This window comes from Citrobacter sp. C1, from assembly GCF_014596895.2.
GTDB lineage: Bacteria > Pseudomonadota > Gammaproteobacteria > Enterobacterales > Enterobacteriaceae > Citrobacter > Citrobacter gillenii.
Genome location: NZ_CP115035.1, coordinates 1765318 through 1785488, shown reverse-complemented (window position 1 = coordinate 1785488; position 20171 = coordinate 1765318). Strand labels below are relative to the sequence as shown.

Genomic DNA, 20171 nt, shown 5'->3' with positions numbered 1-20171 from the left:
ACCACCTTTTTTGCACCCGCAAAAGTGCGAATTCCGCTTGCCTGAATGACCCGGCGCGAGTAGTTTGACGCGATATTTTAGACACTCCTCACTACAGGATTTTTTCGATGCCAAGAGCGAACGAAATTAAAAAAGGTATGGTACTTAACTACAACGGCAAGCTGCTGATTGTAAAAGACATTGATATTCAATCACCGAGCGCACGTGGTGCAGCCACGCTGTACAAAATGCGTTTTTCTGATGTCCGTACCGGCCTAAAAGTCGAAGAGCGCTTCAAAGGCGACGATATTGTGGATACCGTCACCCTGAGCCGTCGTGGTGTTGATTTCTCTTACGTCGATGGCAACGAATATGTCTTTATGGATAAAGAAGACTATACCCCGTATACCTTCACCAAAGACCAGATCGAAGAAGAGTTGCTGTTTATCCCGGAAGGCGGAATGCCGGACATGCAGGTGCTGACCTGGGATGGCCAACTGCTGGCGCTTGAACTGCCGCAGACCGTAGACCTTGAGATCGTTGAAACCTCACCTGGCATTAAAGGTGCGTCAGCCAGTGCACGTAACAAGCCAGCCACCCTGACCACCGGCCTGGTGATCCTGGTTCCTGAGTATCTGAGTGCCGGTGAGAAAATCCGCATTCATATCGAAGAACGCCGTTATATGGGGCGTGCAGACTAACGTTCCTGCTAAGACACAGACTAAAAGGGACAGCGCACGCTGTCCCTTTGCTGTTTTCAGCGCTGACTGCTGAGATAAAAATCATCCATCAATAATGATTCCAGATACTGCTCATCCTCGCGCATAAAACGCACGATGACATTAACCGCCTGAGGGTAAAAGCCCTCGCCGTCGCGATGCAGACAGCTATCCCGGAACAATGATGCCCAGCACATAATATGATGATGCAAAAAGTAATATTGCTCAGCGACGCTCTGCTCTTTGCCTACCATTTTCGCCATTAACGCCAGCTGTACCGCAATATGATCGGCAGGTTCATTCTCCCGCGCAGCCAGCCCCTGTTCAACTAACAGCACATTCATTTGCCGTCGTTCTTCAGGTGCCGTCGTGTGCGGGTAATGCCCTGCATAAGGAGACACGCTCTGTGGAGGGGCCAGCAAAAACAGTGAAGCAAAATCGGCCGCCAGCTCCAGTTGTCGGCATTCGCGCCGCAGCACCTGAGCCAGACTACGCGCTAACTTTTTGACGTCAGCAGCCAGTCCGGGGATCCCCGTCAGTGAGGTCATCCACTCCCGGCTCTCCTCGCTCTCAAGACGGGCTAATTGCTTCTCGTCCAGTTCACGAAACAGCAGTTGCGAAAACCACTGATATACTGCTGCACGCTGCTGATGAATGTGATTATGCGGCACTGGCCCCCTCCTCTTTCACTGTCTCAGGTCCACCGAAAGCGGTTACCTGCGGGGCCTTCTGCTGGAAGCGTTCAACCTCTACCAGCACGGAATGCGCGGAAGGGCCTTGCGCCAGCTGCGATGTTCCAATATCCGCACTCAGGACATTCGGATCGCCATAGGTGCATAGCGTCCCGGCTTTTCCGCCTTCCTGCGGGGAATACCATGCCCCTTCATGAATGCGGATCACGCCAGCGGGAAAATCGGCGCTAATCACTACGCCCGCCAGCACCTGGCCACGAGCATTGAACACGCGGGCGATATCTCCGGCTTTTAAACCGCGGGCGGCGGCATCCTGCTCGCTGATGTAAAGCGGCTCTCTGCCAGCCACCGCGTAGGTGTTACGAAACGCCTCGCTTGAGCATAACTGCGAGTGCAGACGCTTGTCCGGGTGACAGGATTGCAGATGCAGCGGATATTTATTCGTCTTGCCCTGATGGCTACGTTCAAACGGCTCCATCCACACCGGGTGTCCTGGACAATCTTCATATTGAAAACCCGCGATGGTTTTACTGTAGATTTCAATAAGCCCCGACGGGGTGCCTAACGGATTAAGATCGGGCTGGTCGCGGAACTCACCGTGCCGCACCCACGGCTGCCCCGCCGGATATTCAATATATCCGTCCCCTTTCCAGAAGGTATCAAAGTCCGGTAAGGTGACGCCGAGCGATGCGCCCATCTTCACGCCTTCGTCATAAAGCGCTTGTATCCACTGCATTTCATCGCGGTTTTCACGATATGCCACTTCTTTATCAAAGCGCTTACACAGCCCGGCAAATACGTCAAAGTCGTGACGTGCCTCATATTGCGGTTTGACCACCTGACGCAGCGCCATCAGTCCTTTATTCGAATGCGTGCCAAACTGCTCAATGTCATTCCGCTCAAAGCGCGTAGTGACGGGCAGGACAATATCGGCAAAGCGACAGGATGCAGTCCATTGGTGATCTAATACCACGACGGTTTCCAGCTTCTTCCATGCCTCAATCATGCGGTTGCGATCCTGCTGCGCATGGAACGGATTGGCCGCGCTGTAGACGGCCATTTTGATATCAGGCCAGGTTAACGTTTCACCGTTGAAGGCAATTTTCTTACCCGGCGCAAGCAGGCAGTCGACGATACGCGAGGTGGGAATATGCGCCGATGCGCCACGAAAATCCGCTTTATATTTCGCCTCTGGGGGATTGTTAATACTTCCCAGCCCCGACAGCACAGGCCCGGCCGACGTTACCGTTCCACCGCCGTTGTAGTGCCAGCCAAATCCTACACCGCCGCCCGGTAAACCAATTTGTCCGACCATGCTCGCCAGCACCACCAGCATCCAGGGATACTGCTCTCCGTGGTGCATACGCTGGACGCACCAGCCGCCCATAAACTGCGTGCGGCCTTTCACCAGCAGGCGGGCGAAGTCACGGATTTGTTCTGCGCTCAGGCCACAGATTTGGGCTGCCCATTCGGCGTTTTTCACCTGCTTGTCAGTCTCGCCCGTCAGGTACGGTAAAAACTGTTCAAAGCCGACGGTGTAATCGTTAATAAATGCCGTGTCGTACAGTTTTTCTTCATACAAGGTGTGCGCGAGCGCCAGCAGCAAAGCAACATCGGTTTGCGGTCGCAGCGCCAGTTGTTCAGCACCCAGATAGTTTTGCGATTTACTGCGCACCGGATCAACGCTGATGACGCGCATTTTGCCCTGTGCGACCGCCTCTTTAATCTGCTGCCAGTAGCCAAACACTTCGTGGTCGGGTACCAGGAATTCTATCTGCAAATTCTTAATCGGATCGCAGCCCCACAACACGATGGTATGGGTATTCTCAATCACCAGCGGCAGCGAGGTTTGCTGCTCGTAGACTTCCAGCGAACCAATCACATGCGGCAAGATGACCTGTGCAGCCGCCGCCGAGTAGTCGCCAACGGTGGTGACATAGCTCCCGTGCAGGCCAAGCCCCCTATCCATTGCGCCACCCGCTTTATGGTATTTACCCACCATTTGCCAGTCGGCCAACCCGGTAAAGACACCGGAAGATCCGTAGTTTTTTTGCACCCGCTCCAGCTCTTCGTAAAACAGATCCAGCGCCCGATCCCAACTGACCCGCACAAAACGGTTATCACCGCGCTGGCTGCGGTCTGATTTTTCACGCTTACGTAACCAGTCCAGACGAACCATCGGGTAGCGGACTCGCGAAGGGTTGTAGACCACTTCACGTACTGCATTCAGCATATCGCACGGATATTTGTCGTGTTTAAAGGGCCGGGTTTCGGTCCACTCGCCGTTGACCACTTTGGCTTCAAAAGCGCCGTAATGCGAGCCGGACTGGATCCACTGCTCAGGGTTTTCTCCTGCCGCCCATACCTTTGATATCAGCGGGTTCGGCGCCAGCGCACTGGCGGCACCTACCGCCAGCATACCGCTCAGAAAACGGCGACGGGACGGATTAAAATCGTGAATATCCATACATTATCCTCTTTATTATTGGGGGGCAGGCACATCGCTGGCGTGCGTCTGGAGGTATTTCAACAGCGTGCGTTCTTCCACCGGATTAAGCCGGTAATAGGTCGACATCGCTTTTAGTCCGGCAATCCAGCCATTGGCGGTATAACGGATGGTCGGCGGTGTGCTGTGGCAGGCGCTGCAGGTGGATTGCAGCATTTGTTCCGAGTATTCCCACACCGGTGCAATACTGGTGATAAGCCCCTGCGCGGAGGTCCATGCGGTCACGCTCACTTGCTGCCACTGCTGGTGCGAATCTGGGTCAACCTGGGTTTGCAGAATTTTTACGTTTGCCATCAGGGAATCATCAAGCACCGCGGAGAAAACGCGTTTGCCCATAAACTGCGTGATCACCCGCCCACGGCCTTTGCTTTCACGCCACCCCGTCACTTCCAACTGGACATTACTGCCCTCTTTTTTCAGCACTCTGACTTCGGTGGCCGGAAAAAGTAGCGCTTTACCGGCGGGACTCCCAGCCGTTGCCGTCAGGGCTTTCTCGCCTAACGAAAACAGCGTGGTCGCCTCCGACGGCGTCTCTCCCTGGCGTTGGAGTTGCTTAAACCGATCGCGAAAACCGCTGCTCATATCAGGCTTGTGATGGGCAATACCTTTGTGACAGTCAATGCAGTTGCTGTCTTTCGCCGCCGCTGCGGTCATTTGTGCCGCTGCATTCGTCGATTGCTTGCCGTGATCCATCGCCTCAAAGCTATGGCAGGATTTACAGGGCGCTGAATTATTGGCGCTCATTCGCGCCCACTCCCGCTGGGCAAGTTCTGCCCGTTTGGCGGTAAACTTTTCAGGCGTATCAATCGACGGGGAAATAAACGTATGGTAGAGATCGTTCAAGGCTTCCGTTTTGCGCAGAAGCGTCGGAAAGATGCCTGGTGGAATATGGCAATCCTTACACTCGGCACGCACGCCGGAGGCATTGCGAAAATGTATGCTGGTCTGATATTCCTCCCCCACCGTACGCATCGAATGGCACGACAAACAAAACTCGGTGCTACTGGTGTAATGCACGCCTTGCCACGTTCCCCAAATGGCAAAGGCCATGGCAACGGCTCCACCGAATGCCCACCATAGTGCGTTCTTTCTCATCCACGACATATTTGGCTCCCTTATTTTAATTGCGACACGCTAAGGGATATTAAAAAAGGAGAATAGAGACACCGGCAGCAGAGTATAGGAACAGCGTTCACTCTATGAGGCGAGTCAAAATAGTTAAAAATGGAAACTCGTAATATGCGGCTATCGTTTTAATAAGGAATTTCTCATGCTGGCACTGTTTCTCAACAGAGAAAGCCGTACATCGCTGCAACTGCAGATCTTTCAATTTTATTTTCAGGCTATTCAGCGGGGGAATTTGCTGTGCGGGGACAAACTTCCTTCTATCCGCGAGCAGGCGCAGGCGCTGAACGTGGCCAAAATCACAGTCGTTATGGCGTATGAAAAATTGATGGCTGCAGGGTTGATTAAGAGCCGACAGGGTATTGGCTATGAAGTGATCTTTACTACACCAGTACGTACACCCGCGACACACATACCGTTAGCCCAGGGTTCACCGCCGGTAAAGCCTGAGCCTGCAGGCGTTTCCACCGATGTTTACGGTGAGATGGGACGGGATTTTTATTGCCGGATGGGCGTCCCCGATCCCAATGCCTTTCCCTGGTCAAGCTGGCGAAAATGGAATAATGCTCCCAGCGTACTAAAAGAGCAATTGTTTACCCGATATCATTCACCAAATGGATTATTTTCATTGCGTGAGCAAATGGTCAGATACCTTAATCTATCCCGGGGAATTAATACTCGCGCAGAAAACATCATTATTACCAACGGAATTCAGGAAGGGTTATCACTGCTCAGCCAAATATTTATTATTCATCACGCGGCAAGTCAGGAGAAAAAGTGCCATATTGTGACCGAATCCCCTTGTTATTCTGGAGCCTGGCATCTGTTTAATTACTACGGTGCCGACATTACGCCTATCGCGGTGGATAATCAGGGACTGTGCACGGATAAATTACCCGAATATGCAACCCAACTTTGTTACGTGACGCCCGCACATCAGTATCCGATGGGGAGCGTGCTTTCAGTGGAGCGGCGTCTGTCGTTGCTGACCTGGGCGCAGCGTGTCGGGGCGTACATTATCGAAGATGATTATGATGCCGTTTTTACGTACGGCGAAAATCCCCTCCCCGCGCTGAAAGCCATGGATTATCACGATCGGGTGATCTATATGGGGACATTCTCAAAAACGCTGGGGCCGGGTGCGCGTCTTGGCTATCTCATTTGCCCGGATGAACTGCTCCCGGCAGTGCAGAATATGAAAGCGTTAAACAACAACGGCAGCCAGTGGTTATTGCAGCAGTTTCTCGCTGAGTTAATGCAAAATCAGGTTTTTTATACCCACCTCGGCAAACTGGCCTGCAGCTACGCGTCCCGGCTCGCGCTTCTCCGGGACGGTCTTTCTGCGCTGTTCCCCGACGGAAAAATTGACGGCGCAACGGCGGGCCTGCATCTCTCGTTACACATCGATCGCTCGCCCGACGTCATCGCCTTGCTGCAACAGCGCTGCCTGCAGGCAGGTGTTCGCTTTGATACGTTACAGGACATTGAAAATGGTTCAGAAGAAATCTGGCGCAAGGAGAACAACGCCGGGGTGATGTTTTTCGGTTTTGGCGGGTTGCAGTTACCGCAGATCAATAAAGTGCTGAGAGTGCTGGAGCAGGCGTTAATTCAGCCCTGAAGGCAGAACAGGGATCGAGCGACTCGCCCAATCCCTGTTGAGGCCATTACAGCAGATCGCGGAACTGCGTTTGTTTCAGCGCCAGCTCAACGCCACGAACTTCTGCCAGCCCTTTCAGACGACCAATTGCGGAGTAACCCGGATTGGTTTTCTTGTGCAGATCGTCCAGCATCTGATGCCCGTGATCCGGACGCATTGGGATAGGACGCAGATCGCCCGCCTTCTTACGACGCTGTTCTTCACGCAGGATCGCCGCCACCACAGAGACCATATCTACGTCGCCCTGCAGGTGAGCACCTTCATGGAAGGTTTTCGGGTTATCTTCACGGCAGGTCGAACGCAAATGCGTAAAGTGAATACGATCGCCAAAGGTTTCAATCATTTTCACCAGATCGTTATCCGCCCGTACACCGTAAGAACCGGTACACATGGTGAAGCCGTTATAGATGCTGTCTACTGTTTCTTTCAACCACTGCATATCTTCAATGGTGGAAACAATACGCGGCAGGCCGAGGATCGGGCGCGGCGGATCGTCAGGATGCACGGCCAGGCGCACGCCTGCTTCTTCAGCTACCGGCACAATTGCGCGCAGGAATACGGCCATATTATTGCGCAGATCGTCTTTGCTGATACCGTCATACTCCGCCAGGCGCGCGCGAAACTTGTCCAGCGTATAACCTTCTTCTGCACCCGGCAGACCGGCGATAATATTGCGAGTCAGCTTCTCTACATCGGCTTCGCTCATGGCATTGAAATAATCCAGAGCCTGACGCTGTTCTTCTGCGGTGTAATCCGCTTCCGCACCGGGGCGCTGCAGGATGTGCAGCTCAAAGGCCGCAAAAGCAATTTGATCGAAGCGCAGGGCTTTAGAACCGTCCGGGAGCTGATATTCAAGGTCAGTGCGCGTCCAGTCGAGGATCGGCATGAAGTTATAGCACACGGTATCAATGCCGCAGGTCGCCAGATTACGGATACTCTGCTGATAATTGGCGATCCACGTTTGATACTGTCCAGACTGGGTTTTGATGTCTTCGTGAACGGGAATGCTTTCCACCACCGACCAGGTCAGCCCCTTTTCAGCCAAAATAGCCTGTCGCTTTTGAATCTCTTCTACCGGCCACACTTCACCATTAGGAATGTGGTGCAAGGCGGTCACAACACCGGTTGCGCCAGCCTGACGCACATCATCAAGCGATACCGGATCGTTAGGTCCGTACCAACGCCAGGTTTGTTCCATTGCTTCACCTCACAAGTTGTTATACCAAATTAAGTTAGCTGCATGACGACTACCATACAGGCATCGGGTGGATGATCAACAGAACGCCGATGATTGATTGATCCAGCTCACATTCCCCGGATAAATAAGGCACACCAATTTAACTTGCTGTCATATAACTTTATACTGCCATTGTTAATTAATGGTTAATCAGGTGTATTTAATGAAGACAATTGCCTCGGCTTCACTCCCCAAAAATGTACAGATGCCACAGTACGATCGCCAACGCTTAACCTCGCGGATCGTACATTTTGGTTTCGGTGCTTTTCACCGTGCTCATCAAGCATTGTTGACCGATCGCGTACTCAATACGCAGGGAGGAAACTGGGGAATTTGTGAGATCAGCTTGTTCAGCGGCGATCGGCTGATGAGCCAGCTTCGTGAGCAGGATCATCTGTATACCGTGTTAGAAAAAGGTGCCGACGGCAATCAACCGATAGTGATAGGTGCCGTTAACGAATGCCTGAACGCCACGCTGGATTCGCTGGCGGCCATTATTGAAAAATTCTGTGAACCGCAGGTGGCGATTGTGTCGTTAACCATCACGGAAAAAGGCTACTGTATTGATCCGTCCACCGGGTCGCTTGATGTCACAAACCCACGCATTATTCATGATTTGCAGTCGCCGGATGAACCGCACTCAGCGCCGGGCATTATCGTCGAAGCCCTGCATCGCCGACGCGAACGCGGATTACCGCCGTTTACTGTACTCTCGTGCGATAACATCCCGGACAACGGGCATGTGGTGAAAAACGCGATCCTGGGCATGGCGCAAAAACGTTCGCCTGAGCTGGCGACGTGGATACAACAGCAGGTCAGTTTTCCGGGCACCATGGTCGACAGAATTGTCCCTGCAGCAACCGACGAATCGCTGGAAGAAATTGCCCAAGCGCTGGGCATCGCTGACCCCTGTGGCATCAGCTGTGAGCCGTTTATCCAGTGGGTGATTGAAGACAATTTTGTCGCCGGCCGCCCGCAGTGGGAAACCGCCGGTGTCCAGATGGTTGATGACGTGCTGCCGTGGGAACAGATGAAACTGCGGATGCTAAACGGCAGTCACTCATTTCTGGCCTATCTTGGCTATCTGGCCGGGTTTCAGCACATCAGCGATTGCATGCAGGACAATGCCTTTCGTGAAGCGGCTTACCGTCTGATGATGACGGAGCAGGCCCCCACGCTGCACATCACTAACGTCGATCTAAATCAGTATGCCGAAAGCCTGCTGCAACGTTTTGCCAATCCAGCACTGAAGCATAAGACATGGCAAATCGCGATGGACGGCAGCCAAAAATTGCCGCAAAGAATGCTGGAAGGGATCCGCATACATTTATCACGGCAAAGCGACTGGCCTCTGCTGGCACTGGGCGTTGCGGGCTGGATGCGCTACGTGAGCGGCATTGATGATGCGGGTGCAGCCATTGATGTGCGCGATCCGTTGCGTGATAAGATCCGCGCGCTTGTCGAGCACAGTTCCCTATCAGAGCGCGTCAGCGCACTGCTTTCCCTGCGCGAGATTTTTGCCCCCGATCTGGTGCAGAATCCGCAATTCGTCGCAGCTATCGAGCAGGCTTGGCAGAATATTGCGCAATATGGCGCGCATCAGGCCGTCATGCAGACGTTAAAAAATTAACAATTTCTGCCATTCAGCGGGACGAAGCGCACCTTCGTCCTCTCTGCCCTTCTCTTTTTATCCTTTTTTCGCCAGGATTGTTGAACGCTATAACAGCATTTGATGATTCTGGAGCCAACGTGACCAAAACCAACCTCATTACCGGTTTTCTCGGCAGCGGTAAAACCACCTCTATTCTTCATTTACTCGCCAACAAAGATCCCGCTGAGAAGTGGGCTGTGCTGGTCAATGAGTTTGGCGAAGTCGGTATTGACGGCGCGCTGTTGGCCGACAGCGGCGCACTGCTAAAAGAGATCCCCGGAGGATGCATGTGTTGTGTTAACGGTTTGCCGATGCAGGTAGGCCTTAATACGTTACTGCGTCAGGGCAAACCCGACCGGTTATTGATCGAACCTACCGGCCTCGGGCATCCAAAACAGATTTTGGATTTACTCACCGCCCCGGTTTACGAACCGTGGATCGATCTGCGCGCGACACTCTGTATCCTTGACCCTCGCCTGCTGCTGGATGAAAAAAGCGTCGCCAATGAGAATTTCCGCGACCAGCTGGCCGCCGCTGACGTTATCGTCGCCAACAAAACCGATCGCGCTACGGCTGAAAGTGAACATGCCTTGCAAACCTGGTGGCAGCACTACGGCGGTCACCGTCAGTTGGTTCATGCCGACCATGGACACATTGACACGCAGTTACTGGATTTACCGCGTCTGAATCTGGCTGTGCTTCCCACAAGTGCGGCACACGCCCACCAGCATGCCGACAAAAAAGGGCTGGCGGCACTGAGCCTGCCGGCACAGCAGCGCTGGCGTCGTAGTCTCAACAGCGGTCAGGGGCATCAGGCCTGCGGCTGGATTTTCGATGCGGACACCGTGTTCGATACCATCGGCCTGCTGGAATGGTCGCGTCTCGCGCCGGTAGGTCGCGTAAAAGGCGTCATGCGAATCAAGGAAGGATTGGTACGCATCAACCGTCAGGGTGATGACTGGCACATTGAGACCCAAAACGTCGCACCTCCGGACAGCCGTATTGAACTCATCTCGGACACCGAGACTGACTGGAACGCGTTACAGGGTGCATTGTTGAAGCTTCGTTTAGACGCTAACGCGTAAGGTTGCCTGCGATTTTGGCAATGGTGAACGACGATGAAAACCCGATACCCTTTTATTCTCCTGCTTAATATCGCAGGTCTGGCGCTGTTTCTGTCCTGGTATATTCCAGCCGGACATGGGTTCTGGTATTCCATCGATTTTGGTGTTTTCCATTTCTTCAACCAAAAACTGGTCGACAGCCCAATGTTCCTGTGGGTTGTCGCTATCACCAACAACCGCGCGTTTGACGGCTGCTCGCTGCTGGCAATGGGTGCCCTGATGCTGAGTTTTTGGCGCAAAGAAACCCCGGACGGTCGCCGCCGTATCATCGCAATTGGTCTGGTGATGCTGCTCACGGCGGTGGTATTAAATCAGTTAGGCCAGGCGCTTATTCCGGTTAAACGCGCCAGTCCAACGCTGATGCTGGATAATATTCATCGTGTCAGCGAGCTGCTGCATATTTCAACCAAAGATGCGTCAAGAGACAGCTTCCCGGGCGATCACGGCATGATGCTGCTTATTTTTTCCGCATTTATGCTGCGGTATTTCGGAAAAGTCGCAGGATTAATCGGCCTTATTATCGCTGTGGTTTTTGCCTTTCCTCGCGTAATGATTGGTGCTCACTGGCTTACTGATATCGTGGTCGGTTCGATGACCGTCGTTTTGATTGGCCTGCCCTGGTGGCTAATGACACCATTAAGCGACCGTTTGGTCACCCTGTTCACGAATTATCTCCCCGGTAAAAACAAACATTTTTTAAACAAATAACGCAGAGTAATTAACATCATCAGGGATACTTCTGATTCCCTGATGATATCTGACGATAATCTCTCTTGCTGACTGTCATTCTCTTGTCATCTTATTTCTGTTGAAAATGAATGAATTGCGTGCTTTTCAGCCTAATTGTTCTTAATTTAGCCAATGCCGTTTATTCACTTTCTGTATCAATTTTTCTTATAAGAAATCACGTAAAATCACTCGCAATGACTGTGGCGATCGGGTAATCTCGAACTCGTTTTGCCTCGCGAGATAATTATTCTCTTTACGAATAAATTTGTGCGTTCCTCCACAGATTTGACCATAAAGAATTGTCTCATCGTGCGTAGGTAATTAGTCTCGTCACGTTTGGCATTTTTTATAACGATATTTATCGTTAAGGACTTCAAGGGAAAACAAACAACATGGTCAAATCTCAACCGATTTTGAGATATATCTTGCGGGGCATACCCGCGATAGCAGTTGCGGTTCTGCTTTCTGCATGTAGCACAACGAACACCGCCAAGAATATGCATTCTGAGACGCATGCTGTGGGCAATGGAGATAACTCTTCACTGCAAGCCTCTCAGGATGAATTTGAAAGTATGGTACGTAATATCGATGTTAAATCTCGTATTATGGACCAATACGCTGACTGGAAAGGCGTGCGTTACCGCCTTGGCGGCAGCACTAAGAAAGGGATTGATTGTTCAAGTTTTGTACAACGTACATTCCGTGAACAATTTGGTTTAGAGCTTCCTCGCTCAACCTACGAACAACAGGAAACGGGTAAATCCGTTTCGCGCACCAATCTGCGCACCGGCGATCTGGTTCTGTTCCGTGCGGGCTCTACGGGCCGTCACGTCGGTATTTATATCGGTAACAACCAGTTTGTACATGCCTCGACCAGCAGCGGCGTTGTTATTTCCAGTATGAACGAGCCTTACTGGAAAAAGCGTTACAACGAAGCCCGCCGGGTTCTGAGTCGCAGTTAATTCGTTTGGCAGCTATCCCTTGGCTATCCTGATGAGACAAATCAAAAGCACTGCTTAGGCGGTGCTTTTTGCTTTTCTTTTACACAACAGAAAAATCTCACGATAAGCGTCAATCCAGGCTATAGTCTTACAAATTAAGCGGTTTAATAATAAGCAGTTACTGCAGGTAAACATAAAGAACTATGTTCAAACGTGCCTCTTCTTCCGGTCGGAAAATCCTGATCACCTGTATTTTAACGGGGCTCGTCGTCGCCTTACTCGTCAGCACACTGCAATTTTTCGTCTCGTGGCACAAACGAGAAGTGAAGTACGACACGCTGCTCTCCGATATACAGAATTACGTCAAAAGTTACTTCTCAGAACTCAAAACGACCACCGATGAACTACAACCCCTGGTCACTGACAGTTGCCAACAAGTTGCCACGAAACTAACCTCCAGTGCGGCCTTTAGCCTCAACGTACGGGCTTTTTTGCTGGTAAAAGACAGCATCGCATTTTGCTCTTCCGCAACGGGCCCCATGAACACCCCCATCCAGGAGCTGATGCCGTCGATTAATATCAACCACGATATCGATGTGGCCCTGCTCCCGGGTACGCCGATGGTGCCTGACAAACCCGCAATAATGATTTGGTATCGTCATCCTGCCTTGCCAAATAGCGGCGTATTTAGTTCACTGAACATTAATCTGGCCCCCTATCTTCTCTATACCGCCCGGCAAGATGATTTTGACGGTATTGCTATTATCGTGGGCAAGACGGCTATTTCGACATTCTCAGCTCACCTGATACCCATCTCCGATCTTCCTGATGCCTCAACCCCACGACAGGCGACGATTGACGGCCTGCCGGTGACCGTTCGATTGTACGCAGAAGAGTGGACGTATAACGATATCTGGTATTCCCTCATGCTGGGATGCATGGCTGGGATTATGGCGGCCCTGCTTGTCTGGTACTACATCTACACCCTCCGTTTACGGCCCGGGAAAGATATTCTGAACGCCATCAAGCACAATCAGTTTTATGTGGTCTACCAACCGGTCATGGAGATGCAAACGCTGGAGGTAAAAGGCGTAGAAGTCTTATTACGCTGGCGTCATCCAACGACGGGCGAGATCCCGCCTGATGCCTTTATTCATTACGCCGAATCGCAGCAAATGATTGTGCCACTCACGCAGCATCTCTTTAAGCTGGTGGCCAGCGATGCCCCTGCCCTACAAAAAGTACTCCCCAAGGGCGCAAAATTGGGGATCAACATCGCGCCTTCACATTTGCATGGTGAGAGTTTCAAAGCAGATATTCAGGAACTGAGCGCCTCGTTACCCGCCAACTACTTTCAGGTGGTGCTGGAAATCACCGAACGCGATATGCTCGATCAGCACGAAGCCACGAAAATTTTTGAATGGCTGCATGCTGCCGGGCTCGAAATTGCCATTGATGATTTCGGCACCGGCCATAGTGCCCTTATCTATCTGGAACGTTTTACGGTCGATTACCTGAAGATTGACCGTGGATTTATCAATGCCATTGGTACCGAGACGCTGACGTCGCCGGTACTGGATGCCGTGTTGACACTCTCCAGACGCCTCAATATGCTGACGGTTGCTGAAGGCGTAGAAACGCAGGAGCAGGCCCGGTGGCTGCGCGATCGCGGCGTGCATTTCTTCCAGGGTTACTGGGTCAGCCGTCCGTTAAAGCTGGCTGATTTCGTACGCTGGATGGCGAAGCCAGATATGCCAAAGTGGTGATCGCACAGTGCGATTCGTCGATACACTACGCTTGCCGGAACCTCCCCGAGGCTCGGACATGAGGTCCATCGGCTGGTGGACAAGAAAAGGAAAACCCGTGCATAGGATTGTTCGCGTACTGCTGCTATTTTTCACCGTTATAGGTTTTAGCGCTCAGGCTCAGTCCATCAAAGAAAGCTATGCATTTTCCGTACTGGGCGAACCCAAGTATGCGTTCAATTTTACCCACTTCGACTATGTGAATCCCGCTGCCCCCAAAGGGGGGCAAATCACGCTCTCGTCCATCGGCACCTTCGATAATTTCAACCGCTACTCGATGCGAGGGAATCCCGGCGCCCGGACTGAATCACTTTACGATGCGCTGTTTACCACTTCCGATGATGAACCCGGTAGCTATTACCCGCTCATTGCCGACAGAGCCCGCTACGCGGACGACTATTCCTGGGTTGAAATCGCCATTAACCCGCGCGCGCGTTTTCACGATGGGTCGCCGATCACCGCCCGCGACGTTGCCTTTACCTTCCACAAATTTATGACCGAAGGCGTGCCGCAGTTTCGTCTGGTATACAAAGGGACCACCGTTAAAGCGATCGCCCCGTTAACCGTGCGAATTGAGTTAGCCAAACCGGGTAAAGAAGACATGCTCAGCCTGTTTTCATTACCGGTGATGCCTGAGAAATACTGGAAAGATCACAAGCTCAGCGACCCGTTATCCTCCCCACCCCTTGCCAGCGGACCTTACCGCATCACCCAATGGAAAATGGGGCAGTATATCGTCTACTCACGGGTCAAAGATTACTGGGCCGCTGACCTGCCGGTTAATCGTGGGCGCTGGAATTTTGATACCCTCCGTTACGACTATTACCTTGATGACAACGTGGCCTTTGAAGCATTTAAAGCCGGTGCATTTGACCTGCGTCTTGAGAACGATGCCAAAAACTGGGCAACACGTTATACCGGTAAGAACTTCACAAAACAGTACATCGTCAAAGCCGAACAAAAAAACGAGTCGGCGCAGGATACGCGCTGGTTAGCGTTTAACATCCAGCGTCCGGTGTTCAGCGACCGCCGTGTTCGTGAGGCGATCACGCTGGCCTTTGATTTTGAATGGATGAATAAGGCGTTGTTTTATAATGCCTGGAGCAGGACGACCAGCTATTTCCAGAACACCGAATATGCCGCCAAAAATTATCCCGACGCGGATGAACTGGTGCTACTTGCGCCGATGAAAAACGATCTGCCTCCCGAAGTCTTCAGCCAAATCTATCAGCCACCCACATCAAAAGGCGACGGTTACGATCGTGAAAACCTGCTGAAGGCCAGTGCACTCCTGGACAAGGCCGGATGGGTATTGAAGGGGCAGCAGCGGGTCAACATCACCAGCGGCAAAGCGCTGACTTTTGAGCTGTTGCTCCCGGCAGGCAGTAACAGCCAATGGGTATTGCCGTTCCAGCATAACCTGCAGCGGCTGGGCATTACGATGAATATCCGCCAGGTCGATAACTCACAAATCACCAACCGCCTGCGCAGCCGCGACTATGACATGATGCCAAGGCTGTATCGCGCGATGCCGTGGCCCAGCTCGGATCTGCAAATTCTGTGGGCCTCCGAATATATTGATTCCAGCTATAACGCCCCCGGCGTGCAAAGCCCGGTCATTGATAAGCTGATTAGCCAGATCATTGCGGCGCAAGGTAATAAAGCAAAACTTATCCCGCTGGGACGCGCGCTGGACCGCGTGTTAACCTGGAATTATTACATGTTGCCGATGTGGTTTATGGCCGAAGATCGGCTGGCATGGTGGGACAAATTTTCGCAGCCTGCCGTTCGCCCAATTTACACCATCGGCGTGGACAACTGGTGGTATGACGTCAACAAAGCGGCCAAACTTCCCGCTGCCAGACGACAGGGAGAATAAATGGGCGCATATCTGATTCGACGTTTGCTGCTGGTGATCCCGACGCTCTGGGCCATCATTACCATCAACTTTTTTATCGTGCAGATTGCCCCAGGCGGCCCGGTCGAGCAGGCCGTCGCAGCCATTGAATTCGGGCAAAGTGGCGCACTGCCGGGCGCCGGTAGTGAGGGTGTGCGTGCCAGCCACGCGCAAACTGGCGTCGGGAACATCAGCGACAGCAATTATCGTGGTGGTCGCGGCCTGGATCCGGAAGTGATTGCTGAAATCACCCGCCGTTACGGATTCGATAAACCGATTCACGAACGTTATTTCAACATGCTCTGGAACTATATCCGCTTCGATTTTGGCGACAGCCTGTTTCGCAGCGCCTCGGTCCTGACATTAATCAAAGACAGCCTGCCCGTCTCCGTCACGCTGGGATTATGGAGTACGCTGATTATCTATCTGGTGTCGATTCCGCTGGGGATCCGCAAAGCGGTGTACAACGGTAGCCGCTTTGACGTGTGGAGCAGCGCATTCATTATTATCGGCTACGCCATCCCCGCTTTCCTGTTTGCAATTTTATTGATCGTTTTCTTTGCCGGCGGCAGCTATTACGACCTTTTCCCGCTACGCGGTCTGGTTTCCGCCAATTTTGACGCTCTGCCCTGGTATCAAAAAATCACCGATTATCTGTGGCATATCACCCTGCCGGTGGTGGCAACGGTGGTGGGTGGATTTGCCGCACTGACGATGCTAACCAAAAACTCCTTTCTGGATGAGGTTCGCAAACAGTATGTCGTCACCGCGCGCGCTAAAGGCGTTAGCGAGAAAAACATTCTGCGAAAACACGTCTTTCGTAACGCCATGCTGTTGGTGATAGCCGGTTTCCCAGCCACCTTCATCAGTATGTTTTTCACCGGCTCACTGTTGATTGAAGTCATGTTCTCGCTCAACGGTCTGGGATTACTGGGCTATGAATCAACCGTGTCACGCGACTATCCGGTGATGTTTGGTACGCTTTATATCTTCACGCTGATCGGCCTGCTGCTCAATATCCTCAGTGATATTAGCTATACGCTGGTCGATCCGCGTATTGATTTCGAGGGACGCTAATGTCGCGCTTAAGCCCCGTCAATCAGGCCCGCTGGGCGCGTTTTCGCCACAATCGCCGTGGCTACTGGTCGCTGTGGATTTTTCTGCTGCTGTTCGGCTTAAGCCTGTGTTCCGAGCTGATTGCCAATGATAAGCCACTGCTGGTGCGCTATGACGGCAGCTGGTACTTTCCACTGGTCAAAAACTACAGTGAAAGCGATTTCGGCGGCCCGTTAGCCACCAAAGCAGATTATCAGGATCCGTGGCTGCAGCAGCGTCTGGAAAGCCAGGGATGGATCCTGTGGGCACCCGTGCGCTTTGGCGCCACCAGCATTAACTTTGCTACCGACACCCCCTTCCCTTCCCCGCCGTCCGCACAAAACTGGCTGGGCACCGATGCCAACGGCGGCGACGTACTGGCGCGCATCCTCTATGGGACCCGCATTTCCATCCTGTTTGGTTTGATGTTAACCCTGTGTTCCAGCGTCATGGGCGTGATGGCCGGTGCGCTGCAGGGCTATTACGGCGGAAAGGTGGACCTGTGGGGGCAACGCTTCATTGAAGTCTGGTCCGGGATGCCGACGCTATTTTTGATAATCCTGCTCTCCAGCGTCGTCCAACCCAACTTCTGGTGGCTATTGGCCATTACGGTCGTGTTTGGCTGGATGAGCCTGGTCGGCGTGGTACGCGCAGAGTTTTTACGCACGCGAAACTTTGATTACATCCGCGCCGCACAGGCGCTCGGCGTGAGCGATCGCAGCATTATCCTGCGCCACATGCTGCCGAATGCGATGGTCGCCACGCTGACCTTTTTGCCGTTTATTTTATGTAGCTCAATTACCACACTGACCTCGCTGGATTTTCTGGGGTTCGGCTTACCGCTCGGCTCCCCGTCGCTCGGAGAACTGCTGTTGCAGGGAAAAAACAACTTACAGGCACCGTGGCTTGGGATCACCGCGTTCGTGTCGGTAGCCCTGTTATTATCGCTGCTGATCTTTATTGGTGAAGCGGTACGCGACGCATTTGATCCCAACAAGGCGGTATAAGATGACGCAACCTCTGTTAGCCATTGACAATTTATCGGTCGGTTTTCGTCAGCAGGGAACCGTACGTACCGTGGTGAACGAAATTTCATTGCACGTCGAAGCCGGGCAAACCCTGGCACTGGTGGGCGAGTCCGGCTCGGGTAAAAGCGTCACCGCACTCTCGATTTTACGTTTGCTCCCCACACCTCCGGCGGTCTATCTTGCCGGTGATATCCGCTTTCACGGTGAATCACTACTCCACGCCAGCGAACAAACGCTACGCGGCGTACGGGGGAATAAAATCGCCATGATTTTCCAGGAGCCAATGGTGTCGCTTAACCCGCTGCACACTCTGGAAAAACAGCTCTATGAAGTGTTGTCGCTGCATCGGGGGATGCGTCGGGAAGCCGCACGGGCAGAGATCTTGACCTGTCTGGATCGCGTCGGGATCCGTCAGGCCGCCAAGCGTCTGGCGGATTTCCCGCACCAGCTTTCCGGCGGAGAGCGTCAGCGCGTGATGATCGCCATGGCGCTGCTCACTCGCCCTGAACTGCTGATTGCCGACGAACCCACCACCGCACTGGATGTTTCCGTGCAGGCACAAATCCTGCAACTGCTGCGCGAGCTACAACGCGAGCTGAATATGGGCCTGCTGTTCATCACCCATAATCTCAGTATCGTCAAAAAGTTAGCTGACACCGTTGCGGTGATGCAAAACGGTCAGTGCGTTGAACAAAACCGTGCCGGGCAACTGCTTTCTGCCCCCACCCATCCTTACACGCAGAAATTGCTCAACAGTGAACCTGCCGGCGATCCAGTGCCTTTACCCACCGGCCAACCCCCCTTGCTGGAAGTGGAGCAGCTTCGCGTCGCTTTCCCCATCCGTAAAGGGCTGCTTAAGCGCGTGGTGGACCATAACGTGGTGGTCAACAACGTCAGTTTTTCTCTGAAACCGGGAGAAACGCTGGGACTGGTTGGCGAATCAGGATCGGGGAAAAGTACCACCGGTCTGGCACTGCTGAGGCTCATCGCCTCACAAGGACGCATTGTATTCGATGGTCAGGCGCTGCATACCTTAAACCGCCGTCAACTGCTGCCGGTACGCCACCGCATTCAGGTTGTCTTTCAGGACCCTAACTCATCGCTGAACCCGCGCCTGAGCGTGTTACAGATTATTGAAGAGGGGTTACGCGTGCATCAACCCACGTTGTCTGCCGAGCAACGTGAAGCGCAGGTGAAAGCAGTAATGGCAGAAGTCGGCCTGGATAGCGACACGCGGCATCGTTACCCTGCCGAGTTTTCCGGTGGTCAGCGTCAACGTATTGCGATTGCCAGAGCACTGATTTTAAAACCATCGCTGATTATTCTGGATGAGCCGACATCGTCACTCGACAGGACCGTCCAGGCGCAAATCCTGACGTTGCTTAAGTCATTACAGCAAAAGCATCGCCTGGCCTACATCTTTATCAGCCACGATTTGCATGTTGTACGTGCGCTATGCCATCAGGTTATTGTGCTACGGCAAGGAGAGGTCGTGGAACAGGGGCAATGCGAGCACGTCTTCAACGCGCCACAACAAGCCTATACGCGTCAGCTGCTCGCGCTAAGCTGACGCTCAAAATGGGTTATTATTTGAAAAAGGTTCTGCGATAGCCACGCCGAAATTTTTCAGTCTGCAGGTCGCTGCAAATTCATCCTGACGATTGACGAACAGACACGGCTCCCCTTCACATTCCAGTACGGAACACGGAACTTCAATGTCGCTCAACGCCTGGCTGAGTTTATGCATTACCGACCACGCACTGTCACCGTCCGGACTGAGTAACTTGAGCGCCACCAGGCTATTCTCATTGCTCTGGCCGTTTTGCGGAATCGGTTCAACTTTTGAACCTGCGAAACCCACCGACCAACGATAGCACTGCGGCAGACGGTGAACGATTGAGAGTTGTAATGTCATCACTTTCTTTCCCTGGAAGTACAATTACTTCACAATTATTTTACATCAATATTAACACATCATTGACAATA

General features: G+C 52.6%; 16 protein-coding genes. 11 read left to right on the top strand and 5 right to left on the bottom strand.

The window, feature by feature from the left end:
• Nucleotides 1-107: 107 nt before the first annotated feature.
• Entirely contained in the window at nt 108-680 is a 573-nt protein-coding gene (gene yeiP / locus IB214_RS08585; RefSeq protein WP_096756467.1) for an elongation factor P-like protein YeiP, read from the top strand.
• A gap of 56 nt (nt 681-736) precedes the next feature.
• Here the strand turns inward: yeiP and torD are convergent, their stop codons facing one another.
• The 3 genes from torD to torC are packed head-to-tail and all read right to left on the bottom strand — an operon-like array spanning nt 737 to nt 5000.
• On the bottom strand, nt 737-1369 hold the full coding sequence (gene torD / locus IB214_RS08580) for a molecular chaperone TorD (protein WP_117343456.1): 633 nt from the start codon (nt 1367-1369) through the stop codon (nt 737-739).
• Nucleotides 1359-3857: a trimethylamine-N-oxide reductase TorA gene (gene torA, locus IB214_RS08575; RefSeq protein ID WP_117343455.1), complete on the bottom strand. Its 2499-nt coding sequence runs from the start codon at nt 3855-3857 to the stop codon at nt 1359-1361. Before torA ends, torD begins: the two co-directional genes overlap by 11 nt.
• A 15-nt stretch (nt 3858-3872) precedes the next feature.
• Complete coding sequence (gene torC / locus IB214_RS08570) at nt 3873-5000, bottom strand: pentaheme c-type cytochrome TorC (protein WP_117343454.1); 1128 nt, start codon at nt 4998-5000, stop codon at nt 3873-3875.
• A 166-nt stretch (nt 5001-5166) separates the two neighbouring features.
• On the opposite strand from torC, the gene IB214_RS08565 reads away from it, so the two are divergent.
• The gene (locus tag IB214_RS08565) at nt 5167-6639 is read left to right on the top strand and encodes a PLP-dependent aminotransferase family protein (RefSeq protein ID WP_117343453.1); all 1473 of its coding nucleotides are present in this window, start codon (nt 5167-5169) and stop codon (nt 6637-6639) included.
• Nucleotides 6640-6685: 46 nt separating this feature from the next.
• Here IB214_RS08565 and uxuA read toward each other — a convergent pair whose 3' ends face one another.
• Nucleotides 6686-7876, bottom strand: a complete 1191-nt coding sequence (gene uxuA / locus IB214_RS08560) for a mannonate dehydratase (RefSeq protein WP_117343452.1) — start codon at nt 7874-7876, stop codon at nt 6686-6688.
• 202 nt (nt 7877-8078) lie between these two features.
• Between uxuA and IB214_RS08555 the strand changes: the two genes are divergently transcribed.
• From IB214_RS08555 to yejF, 9 genes are all read left to right on the top strand, one after another.
• On the top strand, nt 8079-9545 hold the full coding sequence (locus tag IB214_RS08555; protein WP_117343451.1) for a mannitol dehydrogenase family protein: 1467 nt from the start codon (nt 8079-8081) through the stop codon (nt 9543-9545).
• Between the two features lie 119 nt (nt 9546-9664).
• Complete coding sequence (locus IB214_RS08550; RefSeq protein ID WP_117343450.1) at nt 9665-10651, top strand: GTP-binding protein; 987 nt, start codon at nt 9665-9667, stop codon at nt 10649-10651.
• A 33-nt stretch (nt 10652-10684) separates the two neighbouring features.
• Complete coding sequence (locus tag IB214_RS08545; RefSeq protein WP_115258012.1) at nt 10685-11398, top strand: phosphatase PAP2 family protein; 714 nt, start codon at nt 10685-10687, stop codon at nt 11396-11398.
• 413 nt (nt 11399-11811) lie between these two features.
• The gene (gene mepS, locus IB214_RS08540) at nt 11812-12381 is read left to right on the top strand and encodes a bifunctional murein DD-endopeptidase/murein LD-carboxypeptidase (protein ID WP_096756458.1); all 570 of its coding nucleotides are present in this window, start codon (nt 11812-11814) and stop codon (nt 12379-12381) included.
• A gap of 182 nt (nt 12382-12563) precedes the next feature.
• Nucleotides 12564-14126 carry a cyclic di-GMP phosphodiesterase gene (locus IB214_RS08535; RefSeq protein WP_115258011.1) on the top strand — a complete coding sequence of 521 codons (1563 nt, stop codon included), beginning with the start codon at nt 12564-12566 and terminating at the stop codon, nt 14124-14126.
• A gap of 106 nt (nt 14127-14232) precedes the next feature.
• Nucleotides 14233-16044 (top strand): extracellular solute-binding protein, encoded by a 1812-nt coding sequence (locus IB214_RS08530; protein ID WP_226794665.1) that lies wholly within the window; start codon nt 14233-14235, stop codon nt 16042-16044.
• A complete protein-coding gene (locus tag IB214_RS08525) occupies nt 16045-17139 on the top strand; it encodes a microcin C ABC transporter permease YejB (RefSeq protein WP_115258009.1) in 1095 nt (364 codons plus the stop codon). It abuts the gene before it with no gap.
• Nucleotides 17139-18164, top strand: a complete 1026-nt coding sequence (locus IB214_RS08520) for an ABC transporter permease (RefSeq protein WP_096756454.1) — start codon at nt 17139-17141, stop codon at nt 18162-18164. The genes IB214_RS08525 and IB214_RS08520 overlap by 1 nt, the downstream gene beginning before the upstream one ends.
• Before the next feature lies 1 nt (nt 18165).
• On the top strand, nt 18166-19755 hold the full coding sequence (yejF, locus tag IB214_RS08515) for a microcin C ABC transporter ATP-binding protein YejF (RefSeq protein ID WP_115258007.1): 1590 nt from the start codon (nt 18166-18168) through the stop codon (nt 19753-19755).
• A gap of 3 nt (nt 19756-19758) precedes the next feature.
• Here the strand turns inward: yejF and IB214_RS08510 are convergent, their stop codons facing one another.
• A complete protein-coding gene (locus IB214_RS08510; RefSeq protein ID WP_029139605.1) occupies nt 19759-20103 on the bottom strand; it encodes a YejG family protein in 345 nt (114 codons plus the stop codon).
• Between the last annotated feature and the right edge of the window lie 68 nt (nt 20104-20171).

What these genes read in the sequence shown, in the direction of transcription:
- yeiP (WP_096756467.1), top strand. Translation starts at nt 108, where the DNA reads ATGCCAAGAGCGAACGAAATTAAAAAAGGTATGGTACTTAACTACAAC.
- IB214_RS08535 (WP_115258011.1), top strand. Translation starts at nt 12,564, where the DNA reads ATGTTCAAACGTGCCTCTTCTTCCGGTCGGAAAATCCTGATCACCTGT.
- IB214_RS08555 (WP_117343451.1), top strand. Translation starts at nt 8,079, where the DNA reads ATGAAGACAATTGCCTCGGCTTCACTCCCCAAAAATGTACAGATGCCA.
- IB214_RS08565 (WP_117343453.1), top strand. Translation starts at nt 5,167, where the DNA reads ATGCTGGCACTGTTTCTCAACAGAGAAAGCCGTACATCGCTGCAACTG.
- IB214_RS08545 (WP_115258012.1), top strand. Translation starts at nt 10,685, where the DNA reads ATGAAAACCCGATACCCTTTTATTCTCCTGCTTAATATCGCAGGTCTG.
- IB214_RS08525 (WP_115258009.1), top strand. Translation starts at nt 16,045, where the DNA reads ATGGGCGCATATCTGATTCGACGTTTGCTGCTGGTGATCCCGACGCTC.
- uxuA (WP_117343452.1), bottom strand. Translation starts at nt 7,876, where the DNA reads ATGGAACAAACCTGGCGTTGGTACGGACCTAACGATCCGGTATCGCTT.
- mepS (WP_096756458.1), top strand. Translation starts at nt 11,812, where the DNA reads ATGGTCAAATCTCAACCGATTTTGAGATATATCTTGCGGGGCATACCC.
- yejF (WP_115258007.1), top strand. Translation starts at nt 18,166, where the DNA reads ATGACGCAACCTCTGTTAGCCATTGACAATTTATCGGTCGGTTTTCGT.
- torC (WP_117343454.1), bottom strand. Translation starts at nt 5,000, where the DNA reads ATGTCGTGGATGAGAAAGAACGCACTATGGTGGGCATTCGGTGGAGCC.
- IB214_RS08520 (WP_096756454.1), top strand. Translation starts at nt 17,139, where the DNA reads ATGTCGCGCTTAAGCCCCGTCAATCAGGCCCGCTGGGCGCGTTTTCGC.
- torA (WP_117343455.1), bottom strand. Translation starts at nt 3,857, where the DNA reads ATGGATATTCACGATTTTAATCCGTCCCGTCGCCGTTTTCTGAGCGGT.